This is a genomic window from Stenotrophomonas sp. BIO128-Bstrain (genome assembly GCF_030128875.1).
GTDB classification, from domain to species: domain Bacteria; phylum Pseudomonadota; class Gammaproteobacteria; order Xanthomonadales; family Xanthomonadaceae; genus Stenotrophomonas; species Stenotrophomonas bentonitica_A.
In genome coordinates, this window is record NZ_CP124620.1 from 3,929,346 (window position 1) to 3,950,000 (window position 20,655).

At 64.3% G+C, this 20,655-nt stretch carries 11 protein-coding genes, 2 tRNA genes, 3 rRNA genes and 1 pseudogene; 14 read left to right on the top strand and 3 right to left on the bottom strand.

The features are described from left to right. Positions 1-63: 63 nt before the first annotated feature. The gene (locus tag POS15_RS17895; protein ID WP_019183983.1) at positions 64-519 is read right to left on the bottom strand and encodes a MarR family transcriptional regulator; all 456 of its coding nucleotides are present in this window, start codon (positions 517-519) and stop codon (positions 64-66) included. A 159-nt stretch (positions 520-678) separates the two neighbouring features. On the opposite strand from POS15_RS17895, the gene folE reads away from it, so the two are divergent. From folE to POS15_RS17915, 4 genes and pseudogenes are all read left to right on the top strand, one after another. Next, positions 679-1,281 (top strand): GTP cyclohydrolase I FolE, encoded by a 603-nt coding sequence (folE, locus tag POS15_RS17900; protein ID WP_019183982.1) that lies wholly within the window; start codon positions 679-681, stop codon positions 1,279-1,281. A 127-nt stretch (positions 1,282-1,408) separates the two neighbouring features. Next, entirely contained in the window at positions 1,409-2,878 is a 1,470-nt protein-coding gene (locus tag POS15_RS17905; RefSeq protein ID WP_019183981.1) for a DUF3375 domain-containing protein, read from the top strand. Between the two features lie 88 nt (positions 2,879-2,966). Further along, positions 2,967-3,566 (top strand): annotated as a pseudogene (locus POS15_RS17910) (DUF4194 domain-containing protein); the annotation flags it as partial. Between the two features lie 46 nt (positions 3,567-3,612). Then, the gene (locus POS15_RS17915) at positions 3,613-7,248 is read left to right on the top strand and encodes an SbcC/MukB-like Walker B domain-containing protein (protein WP_284128608.1); all 3,636 of its coding nucleotides are present in this window, start codon (positions 3,613-3,615) and stop codon (positions 7,246-7,248) included. Positions 7,249-7,286: 38 nt separating this feature from the next. Here POS15_RS17915 and POS15_RS17920 read toward each other — a convergent pair whose 3' ends face one another. Further along, complete coding sequence (locus POS15_RS17920; RefSeq protein WP_026069903.1) at positions 7,287-8,063, bottom strand: TSUP family transporter; 777 nt, start codon at positions 8,061-8,063, stop codon at positions 7,287-7,289. 62 nt (positions 8,064-8,125) lie between these two features. Here POS15_RS17920 and POS15_RS17925 point away from each other — a divergent pair, with 62 nt between their 5' ends. From POS15_RS17925 to POS15_RS17945, 5 genes are all read left to right on the top strand, one after another. Then, positions 8,126-8,521 carry a YchJ family metal-binding protein gene (locus POS15_RS17925; RefSeq protein ID WP_019183977.1) on the top strand — a complete coding sequence of 132 codons (396 nt, stop codon included), beginning with the start codon at positions 8,126-8,128 and terminating at the stop codon, positions 8,519-8,521. A gap of 138 nt (positions 8,522-8,659) precedes the next feature. Next, positions 8,660-9,946, top strand: coding sequence for an ergothioneine biosynthesis protein EgtB (egtB, locus tag POS15_RS17930; protein WP_284128609.1), 1,287 nt, complete (start codon positions 8,660-8,662; stop codon positions 9,944-9,946). Next, entirely contained in the window at positions 9,943-10,917 is a 975-nt protein-coding gene (gene egtD, locus POS15_RS17935) for an L-histidine N(alpha)-methyltransferase (protein ID WP_019183975.1), read from the top strand. Before egtB ends, egtD begins: the two co-directional genes overlap by 4 nt. 54 nt (positions 10,918-10,971) lie before the next feature. Then, positions 10,972-13,140: a lytic murein transglycosylase gene (locus POS15_RS17940; protein WP_051010506.1), complete on the top strand. Its 2,169-nt coding sequence runs from the start codon at positions 10,972-10,974 to the stop codon at positions 13,138-13,140. Next, a complete protein-coding gene (locus POS15_RS17945) occupies positions 13,137-13,280 on the top strand; it encodes a hypothetical protein (protein WP_019183974.1) in 144 nt (47 codons plus the stop codon). The genes POS15_RS17940 and POS15_RS17945 overlap by 4 nt, the downstream gene beginning before the upstream one ends. A gap of 24 nt (positions 13,281-13,304) precedes the next feature. Here POS15_RS17945 and POS15_RS17950 read toward each other — a convergent pair whose 3' ends face one another. Then, complete coding sequence (locus tag POS15_RS17950) at positions 13,305-14,495, bottom strand: benzoate/H(+) symporter BenE family transporter (RefSeq protein WP_284128610.1); 1,191 nt, start codon at positions 14,493-14,495, stop codon at positions 13,305-13,307. Positions 14,496-15,121: 626 nt separating this feature from the next. On the opposite strand from POS15_RS17950, the gene POS15_RS17955 reads away from it, so the two are divergent. From POS15_RS17955 to rrf, 5 genes are all read left to right on the top strand, one after another. Next, positions 15,122-16,668 (top strand): 16S ribosomal RNA (locus tag POS15_RS17955). Positions 16,669-16,763: 95 nt separating this feature from the next. Then, positions 16,764-16,839, top strand: a tRNA-Ala gene (locus POS15_RS17960). Positions 16,840-16,886: 47 nt separating this feature from the next. Next, positions 16,887-16,963: transfer RNA gene (locus POS15_RS17965), tRNA-Ile, on the top strand. 230 nt (positions 16,964-17,193) lie between these two features. Continuing rightward, positions 17,194-20,072, top strand: a 23S ribosomal RNA gene (locus POS15_RS17970). Positions 20,073-20,196: 124 nt separating this feature from the next. Then, positions 20,197-20,311: ribosomal RNA gene (rrf, locus tag POS15_RS17975) — 5S ribosomal RNA — on the top strand. The 16S, 23S and 5S rRNA genes sit together here with 2 tRNA genes alongside, the layout of an rRNA operon. Positions 20,312-20,655 lie beyond the last annotated feature (344 nt).

Here is a 20,655-nt window from a genome sequence, read left to right on the forward strand (position 1 = left end):
GAGCGGAAAGGGGATCGCCCGGCGTCGAGGGACGACACCGGGCGGCACAACGGGGGGACAGGCTTACGTCACGCGGTCGGCAGCGTCGGCCAGCAGCTGCCACAGCTTCAGCACGGTGCGCAGTTCATCCATGGACAGCTCGCCGAACACGTCCTGGCGCAGGCCGATCAACTGGGTTTCCAGCTCGCTGACCAGGGCCTCGCCCTTGTCGGTCAGCCACAGCAGGTTGGCGCGGCGGTCGCTGGCGTCGCATTCGCGGCGGACCAGGTCGCTGGCGGCCAGCTTGTCCAGCAGGCGCACCAGCGAGGGGCCTTCCATGCCCAGCTGATGGGCCAGCGCCACCTGGCGGATACCCCCGCCGGCGCGCCCGATCATCAGCAGCGGCATGGTGCACGCGGCGGAGATGCCGTAGCTGCCCAGGGCCTGGTCGGCCAGGCGCTGCCACTGCCGCCCTGCGTACAGCAGGCCGGAGCTGAGCTGCATCTGCAGCTGGGTGCGTTCGTCGAAGGATCGGTTCATCAGAATAGATAGGATACTACTAATTTCCCTCCTATCAATACCTCCGGCACAACCGTCGCCCAACGAGGGCCTGCGCGGGCAGGGCCACCGAGCCCCAGCGCAGGACGCCCGAGGGGTCTGTCGGGTACGATGCTCGCCCCCCTTCGGGTGCTGTATGTAATGAGCAAGCAAGACAACGACGCCAACCCCGTCACCCAGGCCGAGGCCGAATCGGCGGTGCGCACCCTGCTGCGCTGGGCCGGTGAAGATCCGACCCGTGAAGGCCTGCTGGATACCCCGCGCCGCGTCGCCGAAGCCTATGGCGACTGGTTCAGCGGCTACCGCGATGACCCGCGCGCCTACATGGAGCGGACCTTCGAGGAAGTGGCCGGCTACGATGAACTGATCGTGCTGCGCGACATCGAGTACGAAAGCCACTGCGAACACCACATGGCGCCGATCATCGGCCGCGTGCACGTCGGCTACCTGCCGGCCGGCAAGGTGGTGGGCATCAGCAAGCTGGCCCGCGTGGTCGAGGCGTACGCACGCCGCTTCCAGGTCCAGGAAAAGATGACCGCGCAGATCGCCCAGTGCATCCAGGACGTGCTGCAGCCGGTCGGCGTGGGCGTGGTGGTGGAAGGTGCGCACGAGTGCATGACCACCCGCGGCATCCACAAGCGTGGCGTCAGCATGGTCACCTCCAAGATGCTGGGCAGCTTCCGCGAGGACGCGCGTACCCGCGCCGAATTCCTGCGTTTCATCGAAGTGGGCGGCAAGCGCTGATTCCCCGCGCCGTCGCGCGCGGCCGGCAGGTGCTGGGCTTCGGCCCGGCCCTGCGGGTGCGTGCGCGTCCCGTTTCCCTCCCGGCCGCTGCGACCCGCGCGGCCCGTCTTCCTGTCCCCGGTCTCGAATGAAGCATCGCGAGCGCATTACCCGTTACCGCCACCTGCGCGAACAGTCGCAGTGGAAGCTGTTGGCGGCCGATCACGCGCCGGAGATCATCGGCCTGCTGCAGAGCCTGCTGATGCAGGACGAGCGCACCCTGTCCACCGCGGTGCTGCACGAACGCCTGCAGCGCGCGCTGGATGATCTGAAGGCCGATGAACTGTCGCGCGATCTGCCGCGCACCGCGCAGGCCTACATCGCCCACTGGCTGGCCCAGGGCTGGCTGGAACGCCGCCTGCCCGAGGGTGCCGACCAGGAACAGTACGAACTGTCCACCCAGGCCGCGCAGGCGATCCGCTTCGCCGACAGCCTGGAGCAGGCGCGCGCTGCCGCCACCGAGAGCCGCCTGGCACTGGTGATCGAGCAGCTCTCGCAGCTGGCTGCGCTGACCGAATCCAATCCGGACGCACGCCTGTCCGCGCTGCGCGACGAGCGCGACCGCATCGATGCCGAGATCGCCCGCGTCAGCGGCGGCAAGGTGTCCTCGCTGGATGGCAAGCGCGCGCTGGAACGGACCCGCCAGATCATCGGCCTGGCCGACGAACTGACCGAAGATTTCCGCCGCGTGCGTGACGACTTCGAACGCCTCAACCGCGAATTCCGCGAACGCATCATCGATGACGAAGGCGAGCGCGGCGACGTGCTCTCCAAGCTGTTCGAAGGCGTGGACGTGATCGGCGACAGCGATGCCGGGCGCAGCTTCGAGGCGTTCTGGCGCCTGCTCAACGATGCCGAACAGAGCGCCCAGCTCGACGCCGCGCTGGAGACCGTGCTTGCCCGTGGCTTTGCCCGCAAGCTGGACCGCAACGAACGCACCTTCCTGCGCGGCTTCACCACCACCATGCTCGAGCGCGGTGGCCAGGTCCACGATGTGCTGCAGCACTTCGCGCGCAGCCTGCGTGGCTTCGTGCAGAGCCGCGGCTACCTGGAACAGCGCCGCCTCAACCAGCTGCTCAAGCAGGCCCAGGGCGAGGCGCTGGGCCTTCGCGACCACATCCCGGCCCAGCGCAGCATCGGCCGCGACCTGCAGCTGACCACCAGCCGCCTGCGCTCGCTGTCGCAGTGGAAGCTGCACGACCCGCGCCAGGCGCAGGTCGATGGCAGCGTGCAGCGCAACGACACCGCCGCGATCTCGCTGGAAAGCGTCGGCGATCTCGTCGCCGCCTCGGAAATCGACTTCCGCACCCTGCGCCGCGATCTGCACGACCTGCTTGGCGAGCAGCCGCGGCTGTCGATCGCGCAGGTGCTCGACCACCGTGAGGCCCCGCAGGGGCTGGGCAGCATCATCGGTTACCTCTCCCTCGGCACCCGCCATGGCGAGGTCGCCACCGATCAACAGGAGATCGCGCAATGGCGCGGCGGCGATGGCCAATGGCGTCGCGCCCGCATTCCGCTGATCTGGTTCACCCAGGAGAAACGCCATGAGCTGGCATGAACAATCCACCGACACCCCGATCGACGGCGGCGCCGACGAGCATGACGACGAGCCGGTCGTGGTGACGCCGGTCCTGCGACGCAGCAACGATGTCTTCTACATGGGCGATACCGGCCGGCTGCCGCTCGATGGCCGCCGTGCGCTGTGCCAGCTGCTGATCGGCCCCAGCATCGACCAGCTGCGCCACGCCAAGCTGTGGCCGGCGCTGATCCGCAGTGAAGCGGCGATCCGCTCAGCGCTCTCGGACCTGTTCCTGGAGCTGGTGCTGGACCGCGAGAGCGGGGTGGCCTTCACCCGCCAGGCCGATACCGAAGATATCGACGCGCCGGTGCTGCTGCGTACCTCGCCGCTGACCTTCATCGACTCGGTGCTGCTGCTGCACCTGCGCCAGCAGCTGGCCGAAGCCGATGCACGCGGCGTGCGCGCGGTGGTCGAAGATGGCGAGCTGGCCGAAGCACTGGCCGTGTACGAGCGCCACCTGTCCACCGACCGCGCCGGCTTCAACCGCCGCGTCGCCAGTGCCGTGCAGAAGATGAAGGACAACCACATCCTCACCCGCCTTGGCGGTGACGATGCGCGTCATGAAGTCTCGCCGGCACTGAAACTGATGTTCTCCGCCGAAGATGTCGCCGCCCTGGCCCAGGTGTACCGCCGCCTGCGCGAAGCGCCGGCCGACCTCGACGCCTGAGCGCGCGCCCGCGCGCCGCTGCCCTGCCTGGATTGCTAGCCCTGCCATGACCGTCCACATTCCCGCACCCGCCCTGTTCCCCGGCGACCAGCCCGACCCGCGCGCGCAGCAGTTCCGCATGCGCCGCCTGCAGGTCCACAACTGGGGCACCTTCTCCGGCCTGACCGAAGTGCCGATCGCCGAACGTGGCTTCCTGTTCGTCGGCCGCTCCGGCTCGGGCAAGTCGACCCTGCTCGATGCGATGTCCGCGCTGCTGGTGCCGCCGGCCCTGGTCGACTTCAACGCCGCCGCGCGCGAAGCCGAACGCAGTGGCCGCGACCGCAACCTGGTCTCCTATGTGCGTGGCGCGTGGGCTGATCAGCAGGACAGCGGCACCGGCGAGATCGCCACCCAGTACCTGCGCAAGGGCGCCACCTGGACCGCGCTGGTGCTGGAGTACCGCAGCAACGACGGCCGCATCGTCAGCCTGGTGCGGCTGTTCTGGATCGCCGGCAACGGCGCCGCCGCGGCCGATGTGCGCAAGCACTACATGGTCGCAGAGCGCAGCTTCGACATCGCGCGCGACCTCGGCGGCTTCGACCTGGACCTGCGCAAGCTCAAGCAGCGCCTGGGCGATGTGCATCACTTCGACAGCTTCGCCAGCTATGCCGAACGGTTCCGCCACGTGCTCGGGATAGAGAACGAAATGGCGCTGCGCCTGCTGCACAAGACGCAGTCGGCGAAGAACCTCGGCGATCTGAACGTGTTCCTGCGCGACTTCATGCTCGATGCGCCGCGCACCTTCGATGCCGCCGAGCGCCTGGTCGATGATTTCGCCGAACTCGATGGCGCCCACCAGGCCGTGGTCACCGCGCGCCGCCAGGTCGAAACCCTGCTGCCGGCGCGCGGTCACTACGCCGATCTGCAGGCACTGCGCCGCCAGCGTGAAGACCTGGACGAGATGAAGCTGGGCATCGACGGTGTGCGCGAGCAGCGTCGCCTGGCCCTGCTCGAGGCGCGCCTGCTGGAACTGGACACCCGCGACCGCGGCCTGTCCGGTGAAGAAGGCCAGCGCCGCAGCGCGCTGGAGAACCATGAAAGCCACCTCGCCGAACTGGAGGCGCAGCGTCGCCAGCAGGGCGGCGAGCGCATCGAAGAGCTGGAGCGCGAACAGGGCCGTGTCGCCCAGGAACGCGACCGCCGCCTGGCCAAGCGCAACCAGGCCAACCATGCCAGCCGCGAGCTCGGCGAAACCCTGGCCGAGACCGCGCACGGCTTCGCCGAACAGCTGGCCCGCGCCCAGGCCAGACTGGACGACGGCCAGCGTGCCGCGGCCGAGCTGGATGAAGCCATCGCCGAGCGCATGGGCGGCAAGCGCGACGACGAGCGCCGCTTTGCCGAGGTGCGTTCGGAACTGGAGGCGCTCAAGCGCACCCCGTCCAGCATTCCGGCGCCGATGCAGCAGCTGCGCGCGCGCCTGAGCAGCGACACCGGCATTCCCGAGGCGGCGCTGCCGTTCGTGGGTGAACTGCTGCAGGTCCGCGATGAAGACGCCGCATGGCAGGGCGCGATCGAGCGTGTGCTGCACGGCTTCGCGCAGTCGCTGCTGGTCGATGAGCGCCACCATGCCCAGGTCTCGGAGTGGATCAACCAGACCCACCTCGGTACCCGCCTGGTGTATTACCGCGTGCGCCGCAACGATGATGCGCTGCATGGCCGCGAGCCCGGTGCACGCTCGCTGCTGCACAAGCTGGTGCTGCGCGAGCACGGCTATGCCGGCTGGCTGCGCCGCGAGCTGGGCAAGCGCTTCGACTACGAATGCGTCGATGCGCGCCACCTGCGCGATACCGACCGCGGCATCACCAAGGAAGGCCAGGTCAAGCACCCGGGCGAGCGTTTCGAGAAGGACGATCGCCACAACATCAGCGACCGCCGCCGCTGGCTGCTCGGCTTCAACAACCGCGACAAACTGGACCTGTACGAGAGCGAAGCGATCGAACTGGCGCAGCGCATCGCCGCCTGCGACAGCGACGTGGCCGGGCTGCGCGCGCAGCGCGAACAGGATGGCAAGGCCCGCCTGGCCTGCCATCAACTGTGCACGCTGGGCTGGGACGAGATCGATGTGGCCGCGCCGCTGCAGCGCCTGGACGACATCGCCCAGGCCCTGCACGACCTGCGCGAAGGCAATGCCGACCTGCGCAGGCTCGGCGAACAGATCGAAAAGACCCGGGCCGATGTGGCCCAGGCCAAGCGCACCTATGAAGACGTGCGCGTGGAGCGCGGCCAGCTCGGCCGTGAGCACGAACGCCTGGCGCGCCTGCACGAGCAGTGCGCGCCGCTGGCCAAGCGCGTGGTCACGCCCCTGCAGCAGCAGGGCCTGGACGAACGCCTCAAAGCGCTCGGCGTGCTCAGCCTGGAAAACCTGGAAGCGCACTTCCGGCAGATCAGCAACACGCTCAACGAACAGCTCGGCGGCTCCCAGGCCGAACACAACCGGCTGGAGAACCTGCTGCTGGGCTGCTTCCGCCGCTACTGCCAGGCCTGGCCGGAAGACAGCGGCGACTTCACCGTCAGCCTGTCCAGCGCCGACGATTTCCTGGCCCGCCTGCAGCGGCTGGAGAACGATGGCCTGCCGCAGCACGAGGCACGCTTCTTCGATCTGCTGCAGAGCCAGAGCAAGAACAACCTGCTGGCCCTGCAGCGCCACACCGCCGAGGCGCGCAAGTCGATCGCCCAGCGCCTGGACGAGGTCAATGCCTCGCTGGAGCAGGTGCCGTTCAACCGCGGCACGCTGCTGACCATTGAACTCACCGACCGCCGCCTGCCCGAGGTGCTGGATTTCCACCAGCGCCTGCGCGATGTCCTGTCCCAGCAGCAGACCGAGCAGCGCGAACTGGCCGAAGCGCAGTTCGCGGTGCTGCGTGAACTGGTCGCCAAGCTCGGCTCGCAGGAAGGCGAGGACAAGCGCTGGCGCGAGCTGGTACTCGACGTGCGCCTGCATGTGGAATTTGTCGGCGTCGAGCTCGATGCCGCCACCCGCCAGCAGGTCGAGATCTACCGCAGCGGCGCGGGCAAATCCGGCGGCCAGCGCCAGAAGCTGGCCACCACCTGCCTGGCGGCCGCGCTGCGCTACCAGCTCGGCGGTGCCGACGGCCAGCTGCCCAGCTACGCGGCAGTCGTGCTCGATGAAGCCTTCGACAAGGCCGACAACGAGTTCACCGCGCTGGCGATGAACATCTTCGACAACTTCGGGTTCCAGATGGTCGTGGCCACGCCGCTGAAGTCGGTGATGACGCTGGAGCCGTTCATCGGCGGTGCGTGCTTTGTGGAGATCAGCGGTCGCCACGACTCCGGCGTGCTGCTGATCGAGTACGACGAGGAAGGCAAGCGCCTGAAGCTGCCCGAACGCGCCCGCGCCGGCGGTGAGGCCGCGGTGGCGCCGGTATCGGCAGCGGCCGTGATCGCAGCGCCGGCGGAGGTCGAGGTGCCAGGGCAGGCCGCCGATGCCGTGATCGCCGAACCGGCTGCCGGGCAGGCCGACGCCGCCACGGCGACGCCGGATGCACCGGCACCGGCATCGCGCCCGAAGAAAGCCGCGGCCAAGGCACCCGCCAAAGCGCCGGCCAGGAAGGCCGCCAGCAAGGCGGCGGCCAGGCCGGCACCCAGGACCGCCGCGAAGAAGCCGGTCAAGCCCAAGCGTTGAGCAATCGACGGGTCAGCCCCCAGGGTTGGCCCGTCCTGTCAGCCGGCGAAGGTATCCCAGCCCATCCGGGCGATCAGCACCACCACCAGGCCGACGAACAGCTTGCGGATGAAGGGCGTGCCACCGCGCAGCGCCATCCGCGTGCCGACCACCGAGCCGATGATGTTGGCCACGGCCATCGGCAGCGCGAACAGCCACAGGATGTTGCCGGTCGGCACGAAGAACGAGATCGCCGCCACGTTGGTGGCCAGGTTCACCACCTTGGAGGCGGCCGAGGCGCGCAGGAAGTCCAGCCCGAAGAAACGCACGAACAGGAAGATCAGGAAGCTGCCGGTGCCCGGCCCGAAGAAGCCATCGTAGAACCCGATTACCGCACCGATCGCCAGCGCGGTCACCAGCTCCTTGCGGCCGATCTCGCGCGGGCGGTGCAGGGCACCGAAGTCCTTCTTCCACAGCGTGTAGCCGAGCATCGCCACCAGCAGCACCAGCACCAGCGGGCGCACCGCGTCCTTGGGCAGCAGGCTGACCGCCGTGGCGCCGGCGAAGGAGAACACGAAGGCCGTGCCCGCGGCGAACAGCACTGGCCGCCACGGGAAGCGCACATTGCGTGCATAGCGGAACGCCGCCGCTGCCGTACCGAACATCGAACTGAATTTGTTGGTGCCGAACAGCATCGCCGGCGTGTGCTGCGGCAATACGGTGAACAACCCGGGCAACTGCACCAGCCCGCCGCCGCCGACCGCGGCATCGACCAGACCGGCGATGAAGGCGATCGCCACCAACCACAACAGCTCAGGGGGAACCAGCTCAAGCACGGCGGGACATCGCGGCAGAAGGCGCGCCAGCATACGCCCGGTCATCGCGCGACAATACCCCCATGACCACCGCCAACTCCGATCCCTGTCCCTGCGGCCGCCCCTTGGCCTACACCGCCTGCTGCGGCCGCTATCACGCCGGCGCGCCCGCCCCGGATGCCGAAGCGCTGATGCGTTCGCGTTACAGCGCCTACGTGCGCCACCTGGCCGACTACCTGCTGGCCAGCTGGCACCCGTCCACGCGCCCGGCCGAGCTGTCGCTGGAGGAAGCGCCCGGCCAGCGCACCCACTGGCTGGGGCTGACGATCCAGGCCCACACCCAGTCGGATCCGGACCACGCCCAGGTCCGGTTCCTTGCCCGTTACAAGGTGGGCGGCGGCAGTGCGGTGAAGATGCTCGAGCACAGCCGCTTCGTGCGCGAAGAGGGGCGCTGGTTCTATCTCGACGCGCTGCCCTGACCCAGCGCGGCCGCACGCACTCCCGCAGCGTCGTCGCCCGGGCGCGTACGGGGATCGCGTATTCAACTTGAACGCTGTCACCAGACCGATGCCGTGCCATGACGTGGCACTCACTCCGGCTGGTCGATCCTGATCGCAATGAATACCGCCGTTGCTGCCGCACCACCGCTCACTGCCGCCCCGCCGTCGTCGCTGGCCGCCCGCTACGCCGGCGTGCGGGCCCGCACGGTCGCACTGGCCGCCCCGCTGAGCGCCGAAGACGCCATGGTGCAGAGCATGGCCGATGCCAGCCCGGCCAAATGGCACCTGGCCCACACCACCTGGTTCTTCGAGCGCTTCGTGCTGGCCACCCGGCCCGGTTACGCACCGATCGATGCGGACTGGCATTACCTGTTCAACAGCTATTACCAGAGCATCGGTCCGGCACATGCACGTCCGCAGCGTGGCCTGCTCTCGCGCCCGTCGCTGGAGGAGGTGCTGGAGTTCCGTGCCCGGATCGACCAGCGCGTGATCACCGCCCTGCAGGCCGGCAGCCTCAGCGAGCAGGCCCGGCACCAGTTGCTGCTCGGCCTGCACCATGAACAGCAACATCAGGAACTGCTGCTGACCGATATCAAGCATGCGTTCTGGTCCAACCCGCTGCAGCCGGCCTACCGTGAGGATCTTGCGGTGGCGCCGGCCTGTGCGCTGCCCCTGCAGTGGCTCAGCAGTCCCGAGCAGATCGTGGAGATCGGCGCGCCGGTCTGGCCTACCCAGCCGACATTCGCCTACGACAACGAATCGCCCGTACACCGCGCCCTGGTCCCGGCGCATGCGCTGGCCAATCGCCCGGTCAGCAATGATGAGTATCGCCGGTTCGTCCAGGCCGGCGGCTACCGCGAGCCGCGCTGGTGGATGAGCGAAGGCTGGACCCTGTGCCAGGACCAGCGCTGGCAGCATCCGCTGTATTGGGATGACGCACTGGAGCGCGAGTTCACCCTCGGCGGGTGGCGCCCGCTCGATCCGCACGCCCCGGTCTGCCATCTCAGTTACTTCGAAGCCGACGCCTACGCGCGCTGGCAGGAGGCCCGCCTGCCCACCGAATTCGAATGGGAGGCGGCCACCGCGGGCCGCCCGCTGCGGGGTCGTTTTGCCGATTGCGATCAGCTTCACCCCGGCGGGGCGGAAGAATCAGGCGATATCGTCCAGCTGTTCGGCGATGTCTGGGAATGGACCAGCAGCGCCTACGGGCCGTATCCGGGGTTCCGCACCTTCCCGGGCAATCTCGGCGAGTACAACGGCAAGTTCATGTGCGGGCAATGGGTCCTGCGCGGCGGCAGCTGTGCCACGCCTGCCGATCACCTGCGCGCCAGCTACCGCAATTTCTTCGCGCCGTCGGCCCGGTGGCAGTTCGCCGGCCTGCGCCTGGCCCGGGACGCCGCATGAGTTCGGTCCGTGATGCACTCCAGGCGCTGACCGATCTGCAGCCGGACCGCGACCAGATCACCGCCGACATCCTGCGTGGCCTCTCCGCCACGCCGCGGCAGCTGCCGTCCAAGTATTTCTACGATGCCCACGGCTCGGCGTTGTTCGAGCAGATCACCCAGCAGCCAGAGTACTACCCGACCCGCACCGAGCTGCAGCTGCTGCAGGACTGCGCGCGTGACATCGCCAAGGTGGTCGGTCCCCGCCTGCACGTGGTCGAGCTGGGCAGCGGCAGTGGGCGCAAGACCGAGCTGCTGCTGCAGGCACTGCGTGACCCGGTGGCGTACACCCCGATCGAGATCTCCCGTGCCGCACTGCTGGACAGCATCACCCGGTTGGCCCCGTTGCTGCCGGAGATCGAAATGCTGCCGGTCTGCGCGGATTTCACCCAGCCGGTGCAGCTGCCATCGCCGCAGCGCGAGCCGGCGCGCCACCTGGTGTTCTTCCCGGGCTCGACGCTGGGCAACTTCGCGCAGGACGAGGCCATTGCGCTGCTGAAGGCCATGCGCCAGACCATGGGCCCCGACGGCATGGCCCTGATCGGCATCGACCTGCACAAGGATGCGGGGCTGATCGAAGCCGCGTACAACGATGCCGCCGGCGTCACGGCCGATTTCACCCTCAATCTGCTGCGCCGGCTCAACCGCGACATCGGCAGTGATTTCGATCTCGACGGGTTCCGTCATCGCGCGCGGTACAGCGTGCCGCGCCTGCGCATCGAAACCGAACTGGTCAGCCAGCGCGAGCAGCGCGTGCAGGTGGACGGGCAGAGCTTCGATTTCGCCGCAGGCGAGGCGATGACGGTGGAGTACAGCCACAAGTACACCGACGTGGTGTTCGCAACGATGGCCGCGGCCGCGGGCCTGCGCGTGACGGCCCACTGGAACGCCACCGATCCGGCCTTCGGCCTCCGCCTGCTGCAGCCGGTCTGACCTGCGCAGCATTGCCGCTATGATGCAGGTCCACTGGCTGCAAGGATTCCGCCAATGCGATGGTCGCCCCTGTTGTTGGCCGGGCTGTGGCTCGGCGCACCGTCGTTGGCGGTGGCCGCCCCGGATGCGTTCTCCACCTGTCTGGCCACGCTCAAGGCGCAGGCCGGCAAGCAGGGCATCGGCGCCGAGCGCTTCGATGTGCTCACCGCCGGGCTGACCCCGGATCCCAGCGTGCTGCCGCTGCTGGACGCGCAGCCGGAATTCACTACCCCGTTGTGGGACTACCTTGCCGCGCTGGTGGATACCCAGCGCGTCGAGGACGGGCGTGCCCGCCTGGTCGAGCACCGCGACCTGCTGGCCCGGGTCTCGGCCGAGTACGGGGTTGATCCGGCCACCATCGTGGCGGTCTGGGGCGTGGAAAGCGACTACGGCCGCGTGTTCGGCAAGCGCCCGCTGCTGCAGTCGCTGGCCACGCTCTCCTGCGAAGGCCGCCGCCAGCCCTTCTTCCGCGGCGAACTGCTCGCCCTGCTCAAGCTGATCGATGCCGGCGACCTGCGCGCCGAAGGCCTGACCGGTTCGTGGGCCGGCGCGTTCGGCCATACCCAGTTCATGCCCTCCACCTATGCGCGCATCGCGGTGGATGGCGACGGCGATGGCCGTCGCGATCTGGTCGCCTCGATTCCCGATGCGCTGGCCTCCACCGCCAATTATCTGAAGAAGGCCGGGTGGCGCACCGGCCAGCCCTGGGGGATGGAAGTGACGGTTCCGGCCGGCTTCAACGCCGGCCAGGCCGGCCGCACCCAGCGCAGGCCACTGGCCGACTGGCGTGCACAGGGCATCGTCCCGGTGGCCGGCGGCGCGTTGGCCCCGGCCGGGCTGCCCGCCGACAGCAGTGCCGCGCTGCTGCTGCCCACCGGGATCAAGGGCCCGGCCTGGCTGGTGTTCCGCAACTACGACGCGATCTACGCGTACAACGCCGCCGAGAGCTACGCCCTGGCGATCGCCACCCTGGCCGACCGCCTGCGCGGTGGCCAGGGCATCGTGGCCGCCTGGCCGACCGACGATCCCGGCATCGGCCGTACCGAACGCCGTGAACTGCAGACCCTGCTGCTGGCCCGCGGCCACGATATCGGCACAGCCGACGGCATGATCGGCACCGCCACCCGGCGCGCCATCCAGGCCGAACAGCAGCGCCTGGGCTGGACCCCCGCCGATGGCCGTGCCGGCCAGCGCATCCTCACCGCCCTGCGCGGTGCTCCTCTTTCATCAACATCGACCATGCCGACCTCCACCGTGTTCACCCTGCCGCCCAACCACGCCCAGTACGTCCAGTCGCCGGCCGCGCCGCGCGCTGCCCTGCCCAAGGTGCCCGGGCTCAGCCTGGCCGACATCCAGGGCTTCCCTGCCTGGAAGGTCGAGACGCCGTTCGCCACCGCCGCGATCAGCGTGTTCGGCGGCCAGCTCCTGTCCTATGTGCCCAAGGGCGGGCAGGACGTGATGTGGCTCTCGCCCAGTGCCCAGCCACTGCCGACCCCGATCCGTGGCGGCACCCCCGTGTGCTGGCCGTATTTCGGCCGCCAGGGGCAGGGCAACGACGTGCCCTCGCATGGCTTCGTCCGCAACGTGCCATGGACGCTGCAGCAGGCCCGCCGCGAGGCCGATGGCACCATGGTGCTGACCCTGTCGCCACCGGTGCTGGAGAACCTGGACCTGCGCCTGCGCATGGAGCTGCGGATCGGCCGCACGCTGGAGCAGCGCCTGATCACCGAGAACACCGGCCGCCAACCGGTCGCCTTCACCCAGGCCCTGCACAACTACTTCCATGTCAGCGATGCGATGCAGGTCAGCGTGGAAGGGCTGGAGGGACTGTCCTACCTGGACAAGTTCGAGAATTACGCCGCCCCCCGCCCGCAGCAGGGCGAGTGGAGCCTGCGCGACCCGCGCGATCCGGGCCGCAGCGACCGCATCTATACGCAGGCCGGCGGCCGTTACCTGCTCAAGGACCCGGGCCTGAAGCGCCGCATCGAGATCACCACCACCGGCAGCCGCTCGCTGGTGGCGTGGAACCCGGGTGAAGCCGGTGCCAGCAAGATGGCCGACGTCGGGGCCGGTTGGCGCAACTATGTGTGCCTGGAGGCGGCCAACGCCGGTCCGGACGTGGTGACCCTGGCGCCGGGCGCGCAGCATGTGCTGCAGCAGACCCTGGCGGTTCGCCCGCTATGAGTACGGTTCCGTCCCCGGCCCGGCCGGGCGAGACGGCCGAGGATCCTGATCGCGCGCCCAGCGCCGCCACGCACGAGGTGATCATCGACGCCGAGATCGATGCCGCCGTGGCGGTGCAAGACCGCCATCCGTCGTGTTGAGGCGGCTGTAAGGCGCGTGACCTGTCAGTGTGCGGCCGGGCGCGGCCGCAATGCCACCAGACAGATCCCGCCAGCCACCAACCCCCAGAACGCCGAACCGATCCCGGCCAGCGACAGGCCCGAGGCGGTGACCAGGAACGTCACCAGCGCCGCTTCACGATCGGCCTCCTCGCGCAGCGCCGTGGCCAGGCTGTTGGCGATCGTCCCGAACAGCGCGATGCCGGCCACGCAGGCGACCAGCTCCTTGGGGAAGGCAGCGAATACGGCGGCCACCGTCGCCCCGAACAGCCCGACCACGATATAGAAGGCGCCCGCGGCCACGGCGGCGGTGTAACGGCGGGCCGGATCCTCGTGCGCTTCGCGCCCCATGCAGATCGCGGCGGTGATCGCGGCCAGGTTGAGCCCATAGGCACCAAAGGGGGCGAGCACCGTATTGACCACGCCGATCCAGCCGATCACGGGCGAGACGGGCGTGTCATACCCGGAGGCACGGATCACCGCGACGCCCGGGATGTTCTGCGAGGCCATGGTGACCACGAACAGGGGCAGGGCGATGCCGAACACCGCTGCCCACGACAGCGTTGGCCAGGTGAACACCGGCGTGGCCAGTTCCAGTCCCACCTGTTCCATATGAAGCAGGCCCTGACCGGCCGCCACCAGGGCACCGACAAGCAGGGTGGCGATCACCGCATAGCGCGGGAACAGCCGTCGCCCGATCAGCCAGGTGACGAACATCGCCAATGCCATGCCCAGCTGGGTGCCCATCGAGACGAACACATCCAGCCCGAAGCGCAGCAGTACACCCGCAAGCATGCCCGCGGCCAGCGCCATCGGCACACGCTTCATCAGCTTCGCGAAGATTCCCGAGAAGCCGGCCAACATGCCAAGCACGGCGGCAAGCACGAACGCACCGATCGCGTCGCTGTAGCCGACCGCGCCCGCACCGACCACGAGCATCGCCGCACCGGGCGTGGACCATGCAGTGACGACCGGCATCCGATAGCGCAGTGACAGACCAATACACGGCACGCCCATGCCAAGCCCCAACGCCCACATCCACGAAGCGATCTGGGCCTGGTCTGCGCCGACCGCGCGTGCGGCCTGGAAAACGATCACCGCCGAACTGGCGAAGCCCACCAAGACGGTAATGAAACCTGCCATCACCGCAGGCAGGGAGAGATCGCGCCACAACGAACGTTTGCCTACCGCAGACATCGCATGCATTCCTGATGACAAGAGATGCATTGTTAGCAAGCCTGCGGCAGCACGCGCAACGCGCGTGCTGCCGCGCTTGTTGTCGAGCAGCACGCACGGATGACGCGATGATGAAAAAGATCGACGAAAACGCTTGACGAATTTTCAGAAGTCTTTAGTATTCGCTCCCTCGCTGCGACGCGGTCTTCACCCCGGTGAACACCCACCCGCAGCGACGGCAACAAGCTTCGAAAGAAGGTGTTGACGGAAACGAAAAGCCTGACATAATAGGCGGCTCGCTTCGACGAAAAGACCTCCGGGTCGCACGACGAAGCAGCATCGGCAACAACGTTTCACTTCGGTGAAACGGCCTTGAAAAAAGGTGTTGACGAGGCGGAAAAGCCGGCTATAATGGGCGGCTCGCAACGACGGAAACGTCGGGGCACACGGAGGAAGGCGCTGAGGCCGACTCCAAAGTTCTTTGACAGTATGCGCAGGTATCTTGTGAAGGCGCCTGCAGGAAGGATGATTGTCCATCTTGCAGACGTTTGATCAAGCAACATATCAATTGTTTTAAAGCAAGCGAAACGTTGCCAGCGGTCAAGCATCTGCAGCTTTAAATTTTTAGTCTTCGGACTATGCGTTTTTAAGTGAAGAGTTTGATCCTGGCTCAGAGTGAACGCTGGCGGTAGGCCTAACACATGCAAGTCGAACGGCAGCACAGTAAGAGCTTGCTCTTATGGGTGGCGAGTGGCGGACGGGTGAGGAATACATCGGAATCTACCTTTTCGTGGGGGATAACGTAGGGAAACTTACGCTAATACCGCATACGACCTTCGGGTGAAAGCAGGGGACCTTCGGGCCTTGCGCGGATAGATGAGCCGATGTCGGATTAGCTAGTTGGCGGGGTAAAGGCCCACCAAGGCGACGATCCGTAGCTGGTCTGAGAGGATGATCAGCCACACTGGAACTGAGACACGGTCCAGACTCCTACGGGAGGCAGCAGTGGGGAATATTGGACAATGGGCGCAAGCCTGATCCAGCCATACCGCGTGGGTGAAGAAGGCCTTCGGGTTGTAAAGCCCTTTTGTTGGGAAAGAAAAGCAGTCGGCTAATACCCGGTTGTTCTGACGGTACCCAAAGAATAAGCACCGGCTAACTTCGTGCCAGCAGCCGCGGTAATACGAAGGGTGCAAGCGTTACTCGGAATTACTGGGCGTAAAGCGTGCGTAGGTGGTTGTTTAAGTCTGTTGTGAAAGCCCTGGGCTCAACCTGGGAATTGCAGTGGATACTGGGCGACTAGAGTGTGGTAGAGGGTAGTGGAATTCCCGGTGTAGCAGTGAAATGCGTAGAGATCGGGAGGAACATCCATGGCGAAGGCAGCTACCTGGACCAACACTGACACTGAGGCACGAAAGCGTGGGGAGCAAACAGGATTAGATACCCTGGTAGTCCACGCCCTAAACGATGCGAACTGGATGTTGGGTGCAATTTGGCACGCAGTATCGAAGCTAACGCGTTAAGTTCGCCGCCTGGGGAGTACGGTCGCAAGACTGAAACTCAAAGGAATTGACGGGGGCCCGCACAAGCGGTGGAGTATGTGGTTTAATTCGATGCAACGCGAAGAACCTTACCTGGTCTTGACATGTCGAGAACTTTCCAGAGATGGATTGGTGCCTTCGGGAACTCGAACACAGGTGCTGCATGGCTGTCGTCAGCTCGTGTCGTGAGATGTTGGGTTAAGTCCCGCAACGAGCGCAACCCTTGTCCTTAGTTGCCAGCACGTAATGGTGGGAACTCTAAGGAGACCGCCGGTGACAAACCGGAGGAAGGTGGGGATGACGTCAAGTCATCATGGCCCTTACGACCAGGGCTACACACGTACTACAATGGTAGGGACAGAGGGCTGCAAACCCGCGAGGGCAAGCCAATCCCAGAAACCCTATCTCAGTCCGGATTGGAGTCTGCAACTCGACTCCATGAAGTCGGAATCGCTAGTAATCGCAGATCAGCATTGCTGCGGTGAATACGTTCCCGGGCCTTGTACACACCGCCCGTCACACCATGGGAGTTTGTTGCACCAGAAGCAGGTAGCTTAACCTTCGGGAGGGCGCTTGCCACGGTGTGGCCGATGACTGGGGTGAAGTCGTAACAAGGTAGCCGTATCGGAAGGTGCGGCTGGATCACCTCCTTTTGAGCAAAGACAGCATCGTCCTGTCGGGCGTCTTCACAAGTAACCTGCATTCAGAGTTTCACGTCGGCCTGGCCGATGTGGATAGTCCCGTATATGGGGCCTTAGCTCAGCTGGGAGAGCACCTGCTTTGCAAGCAGGGGGTCGTCGGTTCGATCCCGACAGGCTCCACCACACGCCGCGAGTTTATCGACGCGGTAGCAATGAGCTGAACGGACATTGGGTCTGTAGCTCAGGTGGTTAGAGCGCACCCCTGATAAGGGTGAGGTCGGTAGTTCGAGTCTACCCAGACCCACCACTCTGAATGATTAGCGCATACAAAGAATTTATTACGGATCAGCATTGTGGCTGGTACGTGTTCTTTTAAAACTTGTGACGTAGCGAGCGTTTTGAGATTCTATCTTAGACGTGTCGTGAGGCTAAGGCGGAAGACTTAAATGTCTTCTTATTAATTGAGTCGTTATATTTCGTATCTGGGCTTTGTACCCCCAGGTCATATATGTAACCCAAGGCAACTTGCGGTTATATGGTCAAGCGAATAAGCGCACACGGTGGATGCCTTGGCGGTCAGAGGCGATGAAGGACGTGGCAGCCTGCGAAAAGTATCGGGGAGCTGGCAACAAGCTTTGATCCGGTAATGTCCGAATGGGGAAACCCACCCGCTTGCGGGTATCCTGCAGTGAATACATAGCTGCTGGAAGCGAACCTGGTGAACTGAAATATCTAAGTAACCAGAGGAAAAGAAATCAACCGAGATTCCCTGAGTAGCGACGAGCGAACGGGGACTAGCCCTTAAGCTGGAATGGTTCTAGAAAAACAGCCTGGAACGGCTGGCCATAGAAGGTGATAGCCCTGTATTTAAAAGGGCCACTCCAGTGAAGACGAGTAGGGCGGGGCACGTGAAACCCTGTCTGAACATGGGGGGACCATCCTCCAAGGCTAAATACTACTGACCGACCGATAGTGAACCAGTACCGTGAGGGAAAGGCGAAAAGAACCCCGGAGAGGGGAGTGAAATAGATCCTGAAACCGTGTGCGTACAAGCAGTAGGAGCTCGAAAGAGTGACTGCGTACCTTTTGTATAATGGGTCAGCGACTTACTGTTCGTGGCAAGCTTAACCGTATAGGGGAGGCGAAGGGAAACCGAGTCTGATAAGGGCGCATAGTCGCGGGCAGTAGACCCGAAACCGGGTGATCTAGTCATGGCCAGGGTGAAGGTGCCGTAACAGGTACTGGAGGCCCGAACCCACGTCTGTTGCAAAAGACGGGGATGAGCTGTGATTAGGAGTGAAAAGCTAATCGAACCCGGAGATAGCTGGTTCTCCTCGAAAGCTATTTAGGTAGCGCCTCATATGTATCCTCTCGGGGGTAGAGCACTGTTATGGCTAGGGGGTCATCGCGACTTACCAAACCATTGCAAACTCCGAATACCGAGACGGACTGTATGGGAGACACACGGCGGGTGCTAACGTCCGTCGTGAAAAGGGAAACAACCCAGACCCACAGCTAAGGTCCCAAATTCACTGCTAAGTGGAAAACCATGTGGAAAGGCACAGACAGCCAGGAGGTTGGCTTAGAAGCAGCCACCCTTTAAAGAAAGCGTAATAGCTCACTGGTCGAGTCGGTCTGCGGGGAAGATTTAACGGGGCTAAGCAGTGAACCGAAGCTTGGGGTGTGCATATTTATATGTACGCGGTAGAGGAGCGTTCCGTAAGCCGTTGAAGGTGGATTGAGAAGTCTGCTGGAGGTATCGGAAGTGCGAATGCTGACATGAGTAACGATAATGCGGGTGAAAAACCCGCACGCCGAAAGCCCAAGGTTTCCTTGCGCAACGTTAATCGGCGCAGGGTGAGTCGGCCCCTAAGGCGAGGACGAAAGTCGTAGTCGATGGGAAGCAGGTTAATATTCCTGCACCTCGCGTAAGTGCGATGGAGGGACGGAGAAGGTTAGGTGTACCCGGCGTTGGTTGTCCGGGGGAAAGGCGGTAGGTTTGGATCTTTGGCAAATCCGGGATCCTTTAAGACCGAGCACCGAGACGAGTCTTTAAGACGAAGTCACTGATACCACGCTTCCAGGAAAAGCTCCTAAGCTTCAGCTTACGCAGACCGTACCGTAAACCGACACAGGTGGGTAGGATGAGAATTCTCAGGCGCTTGAGAGAACTCGGGTGAAGGAACTAGGCAACATGGCACCGTAACTTCGGGAGAAGGTGCGCCCTTTTTGGTGGCTCATGCGAGCTATAGCTGAAGAGGGCCGCAGTAACCAGGCCGCTGCGACTGTTTATCAAAAACACAGCACTCTGCAAACACGAAAGTGGACGTATAGGGTGTGACGCCTGCCCGGTGCTGGAAGGTTAATTGATGGGGTCAGCCGCAAGGCGAAGCTCTTGATCGAAGCCCCAGTAAACGGCGGCCGTAACTATAACGGTCCTAAGGTAGCGAAATTCCTTGTCGGGTAAGTTCCGACCTGCACGAATGGCGTAACGACAGCGGCGCTGTCTCCACCCGAGACTCAGTGAAATTGAAATCGCTGTGAAGATGCAGCGTTCCCGTGGCAAGACGGAAAGACCCCGTGAACCTTTACTATAGCTTTACACTGAACGTTGAGTTCGTCTGTGTAGGATAGGTGGGAGGCTATGAAACCATGGCGCTAGCTGTGGTGGAGCCATCCTTGAAATACCACCCTGTCGTGCTTGACGTTCTAACCTAGGTCCATAATCTGGATCGGGGACCGTGTATGGTGGGTAGTTTGACTGGGGCGGTCTCCTCCTAAAGAGTAACGGAGGAGCTCGAAGGTACGCTCAGCGCGGTCGGACATCGCGCACTGTGTGCAAAGGCATAAGCGTGCTTGACTGCAAGATCGACGGATCAAGCAGGTAGGAAACTAGGACTTAGTGATCCGGTGGTTCTGTATGGAAGGGCCATCGCTCAACGGATAAAAGGTACTCCGGGGATAACAGGCTGATACCGCCCAAGAGTTCATATCGACGGCGGTGTTTGGCACCTCGATGTCGGCTCATCACATCCTGGGGCTGTAGTCGGTCCCAAGGGTATGGCTGTTCGCCATTTAAAGTGGTACGCGAGCTGGGTTCAGAACGTCGTGAGACAGTTCGGTCCCTATCTGCCATGGGCGTTGGAGATTTGAGAGGGGCTGCTCCTAGTACGAGAGGACCGGAGTGGACGAACCTCTGGTGTTCCGGTTGTCACGCCAGTGGCATTGCCGGGTAGCTATGTTCGGAAGCGATAACCGCTGAAAGCATCTAAGCGGGAAGCGCGCCTCAAGATGAGATCTCCCGGGGCACAAGCCCCCTGAAGGAACCATATAGACTATGTGGTTGATAGGTCAGGTGTGTAAGTACAGCAATGTATTGAGCTAACTGATACTAATGATCCGTGTGGCTTGACCATATAACCTCAAGTTGCCTTGGCCGACATGACATGTCGATAGATCCCAAGTGCACGCTACGTCACAAGACTTACGAGAGGCAGGCGCCTTATCCGTTCCTTAGGATGGCGACGCTCCAACTGTCTCCCTGGTGAAATTAGCGCTGTGGAACCACCCGATCCCATCCCGAACTCGGAAGTGAAACGCAGCTGCGCCGATGGTAGTGTGGCCTAAGCCATGCGAGAGTAGGTCATCGCCAGGGTTTTTACCCCGAAAACCCCGCTGCTCACGCAGCGGGGTTTTCCTTTTTATGTAAGCACATGCTTTTTATGCACTTACAGCAACATCTTCGAGAAGAACTTCAAGTTATCCTCACAAGGTGTTGACAGATTCGAAAAGCCTGACATAATAGGCGGCTCGCTTCGACGAAAAGACCTCCGGGTCGCACGACGAAGCAACATCGGCAACAACGTTTCACTTCGGTGAAACGGCCTTGAAAAAGGTGTTGACGAGGCGGAAAAGCCGGCTATAATGGGCGGCTCGCAACGACGGAAACGTCGGGGCACACGGAGGAAGGCGCTGAGGCCGACTCCAAAGTTCTTTGAC